Genomic DNA, 14,177 nt, shown 5'->3' with positions numbered 1-14,177 from the left:
AAAAATGAACCGCAGTGCTATTCTATTAGCTATAACTACAAAATCAAAGCACTGACAAACAATTACTTACAGCCAATGATACATACGTGTCATGATTTGAAACATGCGTGTTAGCGCTTCGGGCGGCGAATGACTCACCTTTGATTCGTCGGAACGGGACCAACCGGGTAGCCCTTGCGCTGCCCCTTCCCTTACCGCCGCCAGGTCTCCGTGATGGAGGCGCGGCTCCTCAGGTAACTCATCAGCTTTTGCACACCGATATGCTTGCTTTGGAAAGACTTTTGGCGGCTGACATTGTGTGGCGTTTCAGCAACCGGTTTGGTAATTGGTTAGGCGACTTTGAGGAAGTCGGGATTTCCCCCCTCGCTTCACACGAAATGCACGGTGCCGATTCGGCGCAACTCGACCGGAAAATGGCCATCATGTGTTACCTCTCGGTATTCGGCTGGCTGGTGGCTTACCGTTGCCCCCGGCACCAGCGCGGCAGCCTGACCAGCTTCCATCTGCGCCAGATGACCTTGGTCATTGCCATGTCGGCCGTGTTGTTGCTCACGCAACTGCTCATGCTGCCTTTTCTAGGCTGGAGCAGCTTGGTGGTAGCAGGTGTGGGCCTGGGGTTACTGCTCATGCTGCGCATGCTGGGCGTCATGGCAGCCATGAGCGGCCTGCACGAGCCGCTGCCCTTGGTGGGCACGCTGGCTCAGCGTTTGTTTGCTGAGCGGTAGCCCGGCTCCTGCCCTATCACTGACTACTGGCTAGGTAAGCCCGCCGTCAGATCAGCGCGTTTCTTGGTGCACACGTCACCACCCATCTGCCCAGCTTTCCGAAGCTGGCCAGATGGGTTTTTTTATTCACAAATCTGGATTTCAATTCATTACGCAAATCGTCACATCATCATGCGATTGACCGCGGGGGGCGCCGACGGTAGCTTTGTCCCAGACGATTGGCCTTGCAGCCGGCCGGGTAATCCTTCCAGTTCCTTAACACCGTTCACCCCCACGACCTATGAAAACGCTTAGCCTCTCCGCCCTGCTTGCCCTTTCGGCGATGACCGCTGTGCCCGCCACGGCGCAAACCCGAACCACTGCTCCCAGCGCCGCCCGTTCCACGGCTGCCAAGCCGGCTGCTACCGTCGGCAAAAGCACCACCGCGGCCAAAACTGCCGCCAAGCCGGCCACTACGAAAACGGTAGCCGCCAAGCCGGCCCCTGCTGCCCAACCCCCGGCAGTAGAAGAAACCGCCCCCGCCGCACCAGCCGCGGCTGCCCCCGCCAAAGCCACCGCCAAGCCCAAGGCAACCAGCCAGGGGCACGAGTTCGGTGTGGGGAGCACAGCTGCCAACCTGGGCGTGGGCTTTGGCCTGGGCTACGGCTACGGCATTTTCGGGGGCGTTCGTTCCACCCCGGCCCTGAGCCTCTCGGTTGAGCGTGGCATCATCGATAACATCGGTCCGGGCGTTATCAGCGTGGGCGGTTTGGTAGGCTACAAAAGCTACTCGTGGAAGTCGGGTAGCTACAAGGGCTCCTGGAAAAACTTTATTGTATCGGCCCGCGGCGCCTACCACTACAACATCCTCGAGAATCCGAAACTGGATACCTACGCCGGCCTGAGCCTGGGCGTACGCGTGGAGTCGTACTCCGACAACTGGAGCAACGAGCAGTACCGCAACGACTACGGCGGTGCCACGCTCACCTCGGGCGTCTTCCTTGGCGCACGGTACATGCTCACGGACAACCTCGGCGCTTTCGGCGAATTGGGTTACGACATGTCTTACCTAAAACTCGGCCTCACCGCTAGGTTCTAGCCAACAATTCCCTCCGCCACCCACCCACGTCCTCCTTTCCTGCCATGGAAGCCCTGCGCACCTTAGCCGGCCTAGCCCTGCTGCTGCCTTTGCTGGGAGCCTGCCGTCCCGAAACCGCCGGAGTAGCTTCCAGTGCTGAGCTGAGCACCAGCGTAACAGTAGCGCCGAAGGCGGAGCGCAGCCTGGCCACTGCCCACCGAACGGCGCGGGTTTCACGCGGCGACACCACGTCTTTGCACTACGAGGCGTTGGAGAAGTTTCTGCCGGTATCGGTGGCGGGTTTTGTGCGCGAAGGCGGCCCGCAGGGTGAATCGGTGCAGATGGGCGGCATCAGCTATTCTACTTGCGAGCAGTATTACCGCAAAGGCAGCCAGCGCCTGAAGGTGCAGCTCGTGGACTACAACGGCGCGGAAGCGCTGTTTGCCGGCGCCACGGCCCTGATGAGCGCCGACATCTGGCACGAAAGCGACGAACAGCTCATGCGCGGCTGCGACCTGGGTCTGCCTGGTGTGCGCGGCTACGAAACCGTACAGAAGATGGAACACCGCGCCGCCGTAGCCCTGGGCGTTGGCGACCGGTTCTTTGTCTCCGTCGAATCGACCGGGCAGGAGGACACCAAGTTGGTGAAGGCCGTGGCCCGAACGCTGGACTTGCGTGGCCTGGCCGCGATGTAAGCGCCCTGGCCCAAGACTACTCATTTCGCACCGTTCTGCTTTGTATCATGAAATTCCTTCTCCTTTGCGGCAGCCTGCTGTGCCTGCTGCCCATAGCCAGCCACGCGCAGTTTGGCCTGCTCCACGGCGCCGTGGAACGCGCTGCCAACCGTGTGGCCGAGCGTAAAATCAGCGAAGCCGTGGAGCGCAAAATCACGGAGAAAACCGGCGACTATTACTCGCAGCTGCTCGAAAACGGCCGTGTCGTGTCGCACAGCATGCAGTTCGAAGAGGGCTCCGCCACGCTGCTGGCCGACTCTCAGCCCTTCGTGAAGGGCATGGCCGACATGCTCCGGCGCAATCCGGATGTGCGCCTGCGCATTGAAGCACACATGCTCCTCGGCGGCGAAGCTGCGGCCAACCAACGCCTCTCGCAGCGGCGCGCCGACGCGGTGCGGGCCGCCCTCATCAGCCTGGGCATCGACGGCACCCGTCTTTCGGCCAAAGGCCTGGGCAACACCCAGCCGCTGTACACCGAGCCCGACGACGAGTATGCCACGCTCAACCAGCGTATGGAGTTCGTCAAATTATAAACGCCGCTTGCTGCCTCACGCCTGTGCTTTCCGCTGCTATGAACCACGTGTTGTTAAGGCGCTGCGCCGGTCTGCTGCTGGCTGCCTTGCTGGGCTGGGTGCTGAGCATCGGCTGAAGCACGGCGGCACACTCCTTATTCCATTCATCCCGACTTTCTTCAGCGCTCAGAGGCGAACGGTGGCTCTGATACGTACTCTGAAGAAGCAGAAAGCCCCGGAGCGTTGCGCCGGGGCTTTTTCTTTTTGAACCGATCGGAACAGAACCTAGAGGCCCAGGAATCCGCGTTTGGCTTTCTTGTGCTTGAGCGGCTTGCCGGGCGGATCTATGCCGGGCGCCGGGCGCGTCTGGCCGCGCTTCTGCACGGCAGCGTTGCGCTTGTCGCGGAACTCGCGGACGGTGAAGCCGCCGGAAGACCGGTCGTAGCTGCGGGCCGAAGAAGAGCCGTTGGTCAGGGTGCTGCTGCTGATGCCGGCCCGGGCTTCGAGCACTTCCATCTGTTGGTCGCGCTTCACCTCATCCGGGTTCATGCTCATGCGCTGCTGCATGCGCGCTAGTTCCTCTCCCGAGGGCTGCTTGCGCTTTTTGGGCGCCGTTTCCCGCTTGGGTTTCTCGCCAGTAAACGGCGTGGCGGTTTGGGCCTGCACAGCCGCAGTCGTCATCAGCCCACTGACCAGCAGGGCCGCGGCAGCAACGTATTTTCTCATGGGTGAGGAAGTAAGGTACGCGTCGGAGAACAAGCAGGGTGGCAACTACGCCGACGCAACGGGTGGTAAGGAAAGTTAGTTCATCCCAAGTCAGGTACTTGGTAGCTGACGTCAAGGTTACTGAAAATACTCCGATCCGACAATCCCCAGACCTACAATTACTTTCCTCGTCGCTCTTAAAGCCTTACCCCAACTCAACCCCGCCCGCCTGATCTTTCCGCGAAGGGACCAAGCGACCGGTGTTGAGCTGGCAGGTTCAGGCCTCTTACACGCGGTTGCGCAGCGCGTCACGAATTTCCATCAGCAGCACCTGTTCTTTGGAGGGCGTCGGCTCCGACACCACGGCTACCGGAGCGGGCTTCTTGAAGCGGTTGGCCAGTTTCACCACCCAGAAGATGACAAAGGCAATGATGAGAAAGTACAGCACTGCGTTCAGGAAGTTGCCCACTTTCATGGGCCCCAGCATGATGCGCGAGTAATCCACTTTGCCGGTCACCATCCCGACTACGGGCATAATGATGTCATCCGTCAGGGAGGAGACGATTTTGCCGAACGAAGCCCCGATGATAACCCCAACGGCCAGATCGAGCACATTGCCCTTGGAGATGAATTCCTTGAACTCAGAAACGAAGCCCATAGTAAACGGTGTGGTTTAGGAAAGTGAGAAATTGATTCAATGCGAGTAATATAGAACATTTTACATTTCATCCATTTGACTGACGGGTTACGGGCGCTTTTGCCAAACCGATACAACTCCCCGCGCCCTTCGTTCCCGGCTGCCGCGGCCCCGCTTGGCTGGTTGCCGACTGCGCCGAAGCTGGTCGGCGGCAGGTGCGCATTGTCTCTATCTTTGTCGCCACGCTGTTTCCGCTCAACTCATCCGTCCCATGCTTCCCGTACTGGAAAATCTGGCTCTCGACCTCGCCGACAACGGCATTCTGACCATTACCCTGAACCGGCCCAGCAAGCTCAACGCCCTGAATGCGGCTACCATCGAGGACATTGGCAAAGCCATGCAGGTGGCGCTCGATGACCGGCAGGTGCGCGGCATCATCTTTACCGGCGCGGGCGACAAGGCCTTCGTGGCCGGCGCCGACATTGCCGAGCTGGCCGCCCTGAGCGAGCCACTGGCGCGCCACGCCGCCGAGCGCGGCCAGGAAGTGTTCTGCATGATCGAAGAAAGCACCAAGCCCGTCATTGCGGCCGTCAACGGTTTTGCGCTGGGTGGCGGCTGCGAGCTGGCCATGGCCTGCCACTTCCGCGTGGCCGCCGACAACGCCCGCTTTGGCCAGCCCGAGGTAAACCTGGGCCTGATTCCGGGCTACGGCGGCACCCAGCGCCTGACGCAGCTGGTGGGCAAGGGCAAAGCCCTGGAGCTGATGATGACGGCCGACATGGTGAAGGCCGACGAGGCCCTGCGCCTGGGCCTCGTCAACCACGTGGTGCCGCAGGCCGAGCTGCTCGATTTCACCCGCCAGCTGCTGAGCCGCATCCTCACCAAAGCCCCGGTGGCGGTGGGCCTGGTCATCGAAAGCGTCAACGCCTACTTCGACAAGGAGCGGCAGGGCTACCAAACCGAAGCCAACGGCTTTGCCCGCTGCTTCACCTCCGACGACTTCCGCGAGGGCACGCAGGCTTTCCTGGAAAAACGCCCGGCTGCCTTCACTGGTAACTAATTAAGAAGGACGACTGAGGAAGACAGCCGGCCGGCCCCAATTCTTCCTCATTCGTCCTTCTTCCTTCAATTCTATGAGCATAGCCAAACGTCTGGCTTCCCAGACCGTCGTGTACGGCGTGAGCAGCATTGTGGGGCGCGTGCTCAACTTTCTGCTGACGCCGTTTTACACGCGGCGCTTTGCCCCGGCGGCTTTTGGCATCGTGACGGGGCTCTACGCCTACGTGTCGTTTCTGAACGTGCTGTTCACCTACGGCATGGAAACGGCCTACTTCCGCTTCGCCAACCGGCCCGGCACCGACCGCCGCGAGCTGTACAACCGGGTGCTGACGCTGCTGCTCCTCAGCACCGTAGGGCTGACGGCCCTACTTATGGCCCTGGCGCCTACGCTCGTGGCCCTGCTGGGTATTCCGCCGGGCCACGAGCGGTACGCCGTCTGGATTGCCTTGATTCTGGGCCTCGACGCAGCGGCAGCTATTCCCTTCGCACGCCTGCGCCTGGAAAACAAGGCCATCAAGTTCGCCGCCATCCGTCTGGCCAGCATCCTGCTCACCGTCGGGCTGAACCTGTTCTTTATCGTGCTCTGTCCCGATGTGCTGGCGGGCAAGTACCTGACGGCGCTGCGCCCGGTGGTAGAGCGCGTGTACGATCCGACGATGGGCGTAGGCTACGTGTTCCTCTCCAACCTGGCCGCCAGCGCCTTCACGCTGCTGCTGCTGAGCCGGGAGTTGCTGGACTTCCGCCCGCGCCTGAACCTGGAGCCGTTGCGCCCGCTGTGGCAGTACGCTTACCCTATCATGCTCATGGGCCTGGCCGGCATGGTCAACGAAACGCTGGACCGCATCCTGCTGCCGCGCTGGCTGCCCGAAGGCTTTTACCCCGGCCGCAGCAGCCTGGCGGCGGTGGGCATCTATGGAGCCTGCTACAAGCTGAGCATCCTGATGAGCCTCGTGATTCAGGCGTTCCGCTACGCCGCCGAGCCCTTCTTCTTCGCTCAGAGCTCCGACAAGAATTCCCCCCGCACCTTCGCGCTGGTGCTGAAGTGGTTTACCCTCAGCTGCGCGGTGTTGTTTGTGGGCGTGAGCCTGAATGTGGAGCTGGTGGGCCGGCTGTTTTTGGGCAACGCGGCCTACCGCGAAGGCTTGGCGGTGGTACCCGTGCTGCTGCTGGCCAACCTGTTTCTGGGCGTCTACTACAACCTCTCGGTGTGGTTTAAGCTCACCGATAAAACTTACTTTGGCACCTACATCAGCTTCGGCGGCGCGGTGTTGACCATAGCCTTGAACTTCCTGCTGATTCCGCTGCTGGGCTACATGGGCTCGGCCATTGCCACGCTGGTTTGCTACGCCACCATGGCGGTGGTGTGCTGGGCCCTGGGCAACCACCATTTCCCGGTGCCTTACCCGGTAGCCCGCTTGCTGCTGTGGCTGCTGGCGGCCGTGGCCTTGGTAGCCCTGAACTGGAGCCTGCCGCCCTTGGCCGAGTGGACGGGCTACGCCGTGCACATCGGCCTGACCCTGGCTTTCGTGGCGGCTATCTGGCTGGTGGAGCGCCCCGAACGGGCCCTGCGCACCACGGCCGCCTGATTTACTTTTTGCTTTTCCTCCCGATGCAAGTTGCCGTCATCAACCGCTCGCACCACCCGCTGCCCGCTTACCAAACCGAACACGCCGCCGGCCTCGATGTGCGCGCCCACCTTGCCGAGCCGGTTACGCTTCGTCCCCTGGAGCGCGCCCTCATCCCCACCGGCCTGTACCTCGAAATTCCGGTTGGCTACGAAGCGCAGGTGCGGCCCCGCAGCGGCCTAGCCTACAAGCACGGCATTGGCTTGGTCAACAGCCCCGGCACCATCGACGCGGACTACCGCGGCGAAGTGAAAGTGCTGCTGGTCAACCTCTCGAACGAGCCCTTTGTGGTGCAGGACGGGGAGCGAATTGCTCAGCTCGTGTTTGCCCGCTACGAAGCCATTCAGTGGCTGGAAGTAGCCGAGCTCAGCGCCACCGGCCGTGGTGCCGGCGGTTACGGCAGCACCGGCACGAAGTAATGCTGGCAGACGCCCCGTGTGGCGGCGGACGGCAGGAGAGTACATGACGTGTGGGCGGTTGCAGCCGTCTAACTCGCAGCTGTAGAGAGCGACTATTAACGCTTGAGCTCCTTTATTCTGAAACCGCTATCATTCTGACGTACAAAAAAAACTGCGAAATCAGTAAAATCCGTTAACTCTATACTTCAACTTTGCGCGGCGGTCTGTGCCGAGCATACGTACACGCCCCCAAACCAACCTTTCCAATTCACCCGTTTATGAAAATCATCGTCCCGATGGCTGGCATGGGCAAGCGCATGCGCCCGCACACGCTTACCGTACCGAAGCCGCTGATTCCGATTGCCGGCAAGCCCATCGTGCAGCGCCTCGTCGAAGACATTGCCAAGGTCGTGGGGCAGCCCGTGTCGGAAGTGGCCTTTATTGTGGGTCGCTTCGGGACCGAAGTGGAGCAAAGCCTGCTCAAGATTGCCGAATCGGTGGGTGCCAAGGGCACCATCAATTACCAGGACGAGCCGCTGGGCACGGCCCACGCCATCATGTGCGCCAAGGACTCGCTGAACGGCCCGGTGGTGGTGGCCTTCGCCGATACCCTCTTCAAAGCCGATTTCACCCTCGACACCTCCACCGACGGTACCATCTGGGTGCAGCGCGTGGATGATCCGAAGCCTTTCGGCGTGGTGAAGCTCAACGAGCAGGGCCACATCACGGAGCTCATTGAGAAGCCCCAGGAGTTCGTTTCGGACCTCGCCATCATCGGCATTTACTATTTCCGCGACGGCGAATACCTGAAGCGCGAGCTGCAGTACCTGCTCGACAACGACATCAAGGACAAAGGCGAGTACCAGCTCACCAATGCCCTGGAGAACATGAAAAACCAGGGCGCCGTGTTTATCCCCGGCCGCGTGACCGAGTGGCTGGACTGCGGCAACAAGGACGCGACCGTGTACACCAACCAACGCTACCTGGAGTACCTGCAGGAAGCCGGCGAAGACACCGTCTCGAAAACCGCCAAGCTCACCAACTCCGTTATCATTCCGCCGGTGTACATCGGCGAGAACGTGGTGCTCGAGCACAGCATCATTGGCCCGCACGTGTCGGTGGGCGACGGCTCCACGGTAAAGCACTCGGTAGTGGCCAACAGCATCATTCAGAAGTCGGCTACGGTGCAGAACGCCAACCTGCAGAACTCCATGATCGGCAGCCACGCCAGCTTCACGGGCACGCCCGCCGACCTGAGCGTGGGGGATTACAACGCCTTGAAACTGTAGCGCGCACGGGGTGGTTTCAGGGTTATGCCGTATCTTTTCTCACGAGCCGGCAGCCCCGAAGCCACCCTTTTTTCCGTTGCCGCGTCTGTTCCGCATGATTCGTTCCGCTTCTACCCTCTTGCTTGCGCTGGGCCTGCTGATGGCCGGGCCTGTGTGCGCCCAGCAGCCAGCCGCGCCCGGCAAATCTGCCGCGTCGGAGAAGCCGCAAAAGCCGCGCAAGCTCACGCGCCGCGAACGAAAGGAAATGCAGCGGCAGGCCGCCCTGGAGGCCGCCAAGGCCCAACAGCAAACTCAGCTCACGGAGAAGGACCGGGAGCTGAGCGCCGCCTACTTCGTGGACGGCGTGAAGTTTATGCTGCTGGAAGACTACCCCAAAGCCCAGGAGCGGCTGCTGAAGGCCTACCAGCTCGACCCGAACAACGCAGCCATCAACTACAAGATTGCCGAAAACAACCTGCTGATCGGCAACCTGAAGGACGCCGGCAACTTCGCGCAGGCCGCGTTGCGCCTCGATGCCAAGAACCCGTATTACTACTTAATCCTGGCTCAGATCTACGCTTCGCAAAAGCAGTACACCGAGGCGGCGCAGGTGTACACCAAGCTGATTCAGGACGTTCCAGAATCTAAGTCCTACCTCTTCAACCTGGCCGAGCTGTACTTGGCGCAGGGCAAGCTTACGGACGCGCTCAGCGCCTTCGAGCAGGCGGAAAAGGAGTTTGGGCCTATGGACGAGGTGTCGTTCAAGAAACAACAGATCTACCTGAAGCAGAACAACCTGGACAAGGCGCTGCAGGAAGGTGAAGCGCTGATTTCGGCCAACCCCGACGAGGTGCGCTACGTGCTGGCGCAGGCGGAGATGTACGCGGCCAACAACCGCCTGCCCGATGCCATCCGGGTAGCCCAGCAGGCCCTGCGAAAGGAACCCGACAACCCGCAGGCACACATGATCCTGGCCGACGTGTACCGGCAGCAGGGCAACGCGGCCGAGTCGGAAAAGCAGATCAAGCAGGCCTTCGAAAGCCCCGGCCTGAGCATCGACCAGAAGGTGCGCATCCTGGTGGACTACCTCAAGCAGCTGCCCAACCCGGCCGTGCAGCAGACGGCCCTGGAACTGGCCGACATCACCACCCGCGTGCACCCGCGCGAAGCCAAGGCCTACTCCGTGGCCGGCGACGTGCAGCTGCTCTCGGACCAGAAGCCCAAGGCCCGCGACAACTACCTGCACGCGCTGCGCATCGACAACTCGCACTACAAAATCTGGCAGCAGGTGGTGCTCATCGACGCGGAGCTGGCCCAAGCCGATTCGCTTCTGAAGCACACCAACCAGGCCTTGGAGTTGTTTCCGAACCAAGCCGTGTTCTGGTTCTACAACGGCGTGGGCCACACCTTCGCCAAGCAGCCGCAGAAAGCCGTACGCGCCTTCGAGCAGGGCAAGAAGCTCACCACCGACAACCCGGAGCTGGCCGCGCAGTTCGACACCCAACTCGGCGATGCCTACCACGAGCTCAAAGAGTACGATAAGTCGGATGCGGCCTACGAGGCGGCGCTGACCTTCGACGCGAATAATGCGCAGGCCCTGAACAATTACAGCTACTACCTGTCGTTACGCGGCAAAAACCTGCCCAAGGCCCGCGACATGGCCGCCAAGCTCGTGAAGCTGTTTCCCGACAACGGCACCTACCTCGACACTTACGGCTGGGTATTGTATCAATTGAAAGATTACTCCGGCGCCCGCCAATACCTCGAAAAAGCCGTACGCACCTCCAAAGACGGCACCGTGCTGGAGCACTACGGCGACGTTCTGTTTCAACTGGGCGACCCGACTGCGGCCGTGGAGCACTGGCAGCAGGCCAAAAAGGCCGGCGGTACCTCCACATTCATCGACCGCAAAATCAAAGAACGAAAACTCTATGAATAGACGCTGGCCTCTGCTGCTGGTGCTCATCGGCAGCCTGAGCCTGGGTGCCTGTACCCGCCGCGCCGTTCCTGCCAAATCGGCCACTACCCCCGCCCGTCCGCCGGCGCCCGAAGTGCGCGCCCGCAACTTGGATTTCCGCTACCTCGCGGCCAAGGGCAAGGCGCAGATCGACGCCAACGGGGAGAAATACTCCGTCAACCTGAACGTGCGCATGCGCAAGGACAGCGTCATCTGGTTGCAGGCCTCGGTATTGGGCCTGGGCGTGCGCGCCCTGATTACGCCCGACTCGGTGCAGGTGGTCAACATGCTGGAGAAGACCTACTACGCGGGCAATTTTGACTATCTGCAGCGCCAGTTTAACGTGCCCGTGACCTTCACCCAGCTACAGGCTATGCTTCTGGGTGACTACGTGCCCGCTGCCCGCGACTCGGCGCTGACTGCCACCACCGAGGGCCCGGTGCAGCGGGTGGAATACCGCCAAACCGGCATCCTGGTCGAGCAGTTCATCGAGCTGAGCCGGGCCCGCCTGCAAAAGCTGAACGTGGCCGACCCCAAGTCGCAAAGCACCTTGACCGTTACCTACAACGACTTTCAGCCGCTGCAACCGGGTGAGCAACCGTTCGCCCATGGTATTCTGGTGCAGGCCCAGCAGCCGGGCCGGCAGCCCGCCACCGTAATGATTAATTACCGCAACGTGGATCTGGACAAGGAGCAACTCTCCTTTCCCTTCTCCGTGCCGGCCGAGTATGGGCGTAAGAACCGCAAGTAAGTCGGGGCCGACCTGGCTGCTGGCGGCGGTACTGCTGCTGGCCCTGTCGGCGGCGCCCGCGCAGCAGCGCCGCCGGCCGGCCAAGGAAGCGCCCAAAACCAAAGCCCAGCTGGAGCGAGAGCGGCGCAACAACCTGCGCCGCATTCAGGAAACGAGCAAGATTTTGGAGCAGACGCAACAGAAAAAGCAAAGCTCCCTGGGCCAGCTCAACGCCATCAAGGAAAAGATTACCGTGCAGAAGGAGGTTATCAAATCGACCTCTTCGCAGCTGCGCTACATCGAAACGGGGGTCAAGCAGACCACCACGCACGTGCAGCTGACCAAGGCCGAGCTGGAGCGGCTGAAGGCGGAGTACGCCCGGCTGATCTACGCGGCCTCGAAATCGGCCAATGCCTACAACCGCATCATGTTTTTGTTTGCGGCCGAGTCGTTCAACGAGTTCATGCTGCGCCTGCGCTACGTGCGCCAGTACTCGGAAGTACGGCGGCAGCAGGTCAGCGGCATTCTGCGCACCCAGCAGCAACTCACGGCCCAGCTCACCGACCTGACCGAGAAAAAGCAGGAAAAAAGCTCATTGCTGACCAATCAGCTGCACGAAAACCGCAACCTGGAAAGCATGCGCACCCAGCAAGACCAGGTGGTGCGGCAGCTTAGCCAGCAGGAGCAGCAGTTGCAAAAGGAGCTGGCCGCCCGTCAGCAGGCCGTACGCAAGCTCGACAACCTGATTGCCCAGCGCGTGCGCGAGGAAATTGCGCGGGCGGCCCGCGCCGCGGCCCGTGCCGCCGCCGCCAAAGCCGCCGCCGCCAAAGCCGCCGCCAAGGCCAGCGCCGAGCGAGCCGAGCGCCCCGACGCCACGGCTGCCGAGCGCACCACGGCCAAGCGCGAAGCCACCGAAGCCGCCGTGGCGGCCGAAGCGGCCGAGGAAGCGGCCACCACCCGCGTTGACCGGGTACCGCTTACGCCCGAAACGGCCGAGCTGTCGTCGTCCTTTGCCGATAACCGCGGCCGCTTGCTCTGGCCGGTGGCCCGCGGCTTCATTGCCCAGCGCTTCGGGCGTCACCCCCACCCCGTACTCAAACATGTGACGGTGGACAACCGCGGCGTGGATATTCAGACCACGGCCGGCGAATCGGCCCGCGCCATATTCGATGGCAAGGTGCTGACTGTAGCCAACATTGCCGGCATGAACAACGTGGTAATGGTGCAGCACGGCGAATACTTCACGGTCTACGCTAAGCTGCGCACCGTGAGCGTAAGCGAAGGCCAGCAGGTGAAAATGCGCCAGCCCATCGGCACGGTGTACACCAACGGCGAGGGCACCACCGAGCTGCAATTCCAGGTGTGGCGCAACAGCACCAACCTCAACCCGGAGCAGTGGCTGGGCCGCAAATAGCTGTTGCTACACGATAACTGCCAATTTTGACCGGCCCGGAAATAAAAAAACACCGTACAGCGTACGGTGCCTTTCTGAGCTATGAAAACAAACTTAGCTATCAGTTAATCCCTCCTTGGCAGGGCCTGAGCCCCGGCGCCAAAGGATTAATCCCCCGATAACAGCCGAAAGATACGAGGTCTATCGGTTTTAGGTCATGCGGTTTTCGTCCAAATTCAGAATTTTGTCGACCAAGAGAGGCTTTTACTATCTGAGTGTGCCGATCTGACCAGCCGAATTAAACTAGGTTCAGGCGGCCCATCAGTTCCGCTTTGTAGGAATTGCCAATGGGCACGGATGAGGCCCGGCCACCATCGACAATCAGCGAGTCGCCATCAATGGCCACGATGCTGCTGATGCGCACGATGTATTTGCGGTGCACCCGTGCGAAGTCGCGGGCGGGCAGGCGCGTGAGCATGTCCTTCATCGTGGTGTACACCGTGTACCGCTCGCTGCCTACGTGAATGTTCACGTAGTCGCCCAAAGCTTCCAAGTAGGAAATCTGAGCCGTGTGCAGCCGCACCAGCTTGTGGTCCTGCTTCACGAAGATTTCTTCGCGCTCAGCCGAGTACAGGTGAGCCGCCTTGTCGTTAGCCATGCGCAACAGGCCATCCATCTTGTCCCGTTCTTTTTCCAACTGAATGCGGGCCCGCCGTAACTCCAGGTGCGAAACGACTTCGCGCGCCAACGTACGCAGGGCGTCGCGCTGCTCTTCGCTGAGGTGCCGCGGTCGGGTATCCAAAGTACACAAGGCACCGAGCGGTTCGCCTGCGGGGGTCACCAGCGGTGCCCCGGCGTAGAACCGGATGTTCGGGTCCTGGGTCACCAGCGGATTGGCCATGAAGATGGGATTAACGGTTGTGTCTTCCACTTCATACACGCCCCCCGATACCATGGCATACTGGCAAAATGAATGCTCCCGCGGCGTCTCCGCTACCCCATTCAGGCCGTAGTTGGCTTTGAACCACTGCCGGTTGGCATCGACCAGGGAGATGAGAGAAATGGGGGTACCGCAGATATAGGCGGCCAACCGCGTCAGGGCGTCAAAATCAGCATCTGGCGCAGTGTCCAGGATGTCGTAAGCCCGAAGCGCATCCAAGCGCTGTTCCTCGGTGCTGGTCATCAAAGCGTCAGAGGTGGGGGGTACGTAAAGAGCACGCACGTTCATACCAAGCGGAATTTTGATCAAGTAGGCTTGCACGAAGGTGCAATGCTTTCAAACGGAAAAAGCGCGCCGAAGGGTACCTACGCAGCCCTGCCTTTAACCGGTTTTTCGCGTTGAATAATAAATTTTGCTAGCCAAACTTACTGTTTTAC

The 14,177-nt window shown here is 61.0% G+C and carries 14 protein-coding genes; 11 read left to right on the top strand and 3 right to left on the bottom strand.

The genetic code is table 11. The features are described from left to right. Positions 1-377 precede the first annotated feature (377 nt). The 4 genes from ACYVKQ_RS18680 (at position 378) to ACYVKQ_RS18665 (ending at position 3,049) form a co-directional block, all read left to right on the top strand. Entirely contained in the window at positions 378-725 is a 348-nt protein-coding gene (locus ACYVKQ_RS18680; RefSeq protein WP_460676870.1) for a hypothetical protein, read from the top strand. 280 nt (positions 726-1,005) lie between these two features. Next, positions 1,006-1,803, top strand: coding sequence for a hypothetical protein (locus ACYVKQ_RS18675; protein WP_460676869.1), 798 nt, complete (start codon positions 1,006-1,008; stop codon positions 1,801-1,803). A 44-nt stretch (positions 1,804-1,847) separates the two neighbouring features. Next, on the top strand, positions 1,848-2,477 hold the full coding sequence (locus ACYVKQ_RS18670) for a hypothetical protein (RefSeq protein WP_460676868.1): 630 nt from the start codon (positions 1,848-1,850) through the stop codon (positions 2,475-2,477). 47 nt (positions 2,478-2,524) lie between these two features. Beyond that, positions 2,525-3,049, top strand: a complete 525-nt coding sequence (locus ACYVKQ_RS18665; RefSeq protein ID WP_460676867.1) for an OmpA family protein — start codon at positions 2,525-2,527, stop codon at positions 3,047-3,049. A 264-nt stretch (positions 3,050-3,313) separates the two neighbouring features. On the opposite strand, the gene ACYVKQ_RS18660 is transcribed toward ACYVKQ_RS18665, so the two are convergent. Further along, positions 3,314-3,754, bottom strand: coding sequence for a hypothetical protein (locus ACYVKQ_RS18660; RefSeq protein WP_460676866.1), 441 nt, complete (start codon positions 3,752-3,754; stop codon positions 3,314-3,316). Between the two features lie 265 nt (positions 3,755-4,019). After that, positions 4,020-4,391: a large conductance mechanosensitive channel protein MscL gene (mscL, locus tag ACYVKQ_RS18655; protein ID WP_460676865.1), complete on the bottom strand. Its 372-nt coding sequence runs from the start codon at positions 4,389-4,391 to the stop codon at positions 4,020-4,022. A 250-nt stretch (positions 4,392-4,641) separates the two neighbouring features. On the opposite strand from mscL, the gene ACYVKQ_RS18650 reads away from it, so the two are divergent. The 7 genes from ACYVKQ_RS18650 to ACYVKQ_RS18620 all read left to right on the top strand — a co-directional run bounded on the left by ACYVKQ_RS18650 (position 4,642) and on the right by ACYVKQ_RS18620 (position 12,821). Further along, the gene (locus tag ACYVKQ_RS18650) at positions 4,642-5,430 is read left to right on the top strand and encodes an enoyl-CoA hydratase/isomerase family protein (RefSeq protein ID WP_460676864.1); all 789 of its coding nucleotides are present in this window, start codon (positions 4,642-4,644) and stop codon (positions 5,428-5,430) included. A gap of 73 nt (positions 5,431-5,503) precedes the next feature. Beyond that, positions 5,504-7,015 (top strand): lipopolysaccharide biosynthesis protein, encoded by a 1,512-nt coding sequence (locus ACYVKQ_RS18645; protein ID WP_460676863.1) that lies wholly within the window; start codon positions 5,504-5,506, stop codon positions 7,013-7,015. A gap of 23 nt (positions 7,016-7,038) precedes the next feature. Continuing rightward, complete coding sequence (gene dut, locus ACYVKQ_RS18640; RefSeq protein WP_460676862.1) at positions 7,039-7,473, top strand: dUTP diphosphatase; 435 nt, start codon at positions 7,039-7,041, stop codon at positions 7,471-7,473. A gap of 257 nt (positions 7,474-7,730) precedes the next feature. Then, a complete protein-coding gene (locus ACYVKQ_RS18635) occupies positions 7,731-8,741 on the top strand; it encodes a sugar phosphate nucleotidyltransferase (protein ID WP_460676861.1) in 1,011 nt (336 codons plus the stop codon). A gap of 94 nt (positions 8,742-8,835) precedes the next feature. Then, a complete protein-coding gene (locus tag ACYVKQ_RS18630; RefSeq protein ID WP_460676860.1) occupies positions 8,836-10,659 on the top strand; it encodes a tetratricopeptide repeat protein in 1,824 nt (607 codons plus the stop codon). Next, complete coding sequence (locus ACYVKQ_RS18625) at positions 10,652-11,428, top strand: DUF4292 domain-containing protein (RefSeq protein WP_460676859.1); 777 nt, start codon at positions 10,652-10,654, stop codon at positions 11,426-11,428. The genes ACYVKQ_RS18630 and ACYVKQ_RS18625 overlap by 8 nt, the downstream gene beginning before the upstream one ends. Continuing rightward, positions 11,406-12,821, top strand: coding sequence for a murein hydrolase activator EnvC family protein (locus ACYVKQ_RS18620; protein ID WP_460676858.1), 1,416 nt, complete (start codon positions 11,406-11,408; stop codon positions 12,819-12,821). The genes ACYVKQ_RS18625 and ACYVKQ_RS18620 overlap by 23 nt, the downstream gene beginning before the upstream one ends. Before the next feature lie 277 nt (positions 12,822-13,098). Here the strand turns inward: ACYVKQ_RS18620 and ACYVKQ_RS18615 are convergent, their stop codons facing one another. Further along, positions 13,099-13,983, bottom strand: a complete 885-nt coding sequence (locus tag ACYVKQ_RS18615) for a LytTR family transcriptional regulator DNA-binding domain-containing protein (protein WP_460676917.1) — start codon at positions 13,981-13,983, stop codon at positions 13,099-13,101. Positions 13,984-14,177 lie beyond the last annotated feature (194 nt).

The organism is Hymenobacter coalescens, assembly GCF_054783195.1.
Note: the sequence above shows the minus strand (reverse complement) of the source record. Positions and strands in the feature narration are given on the sequence as shown.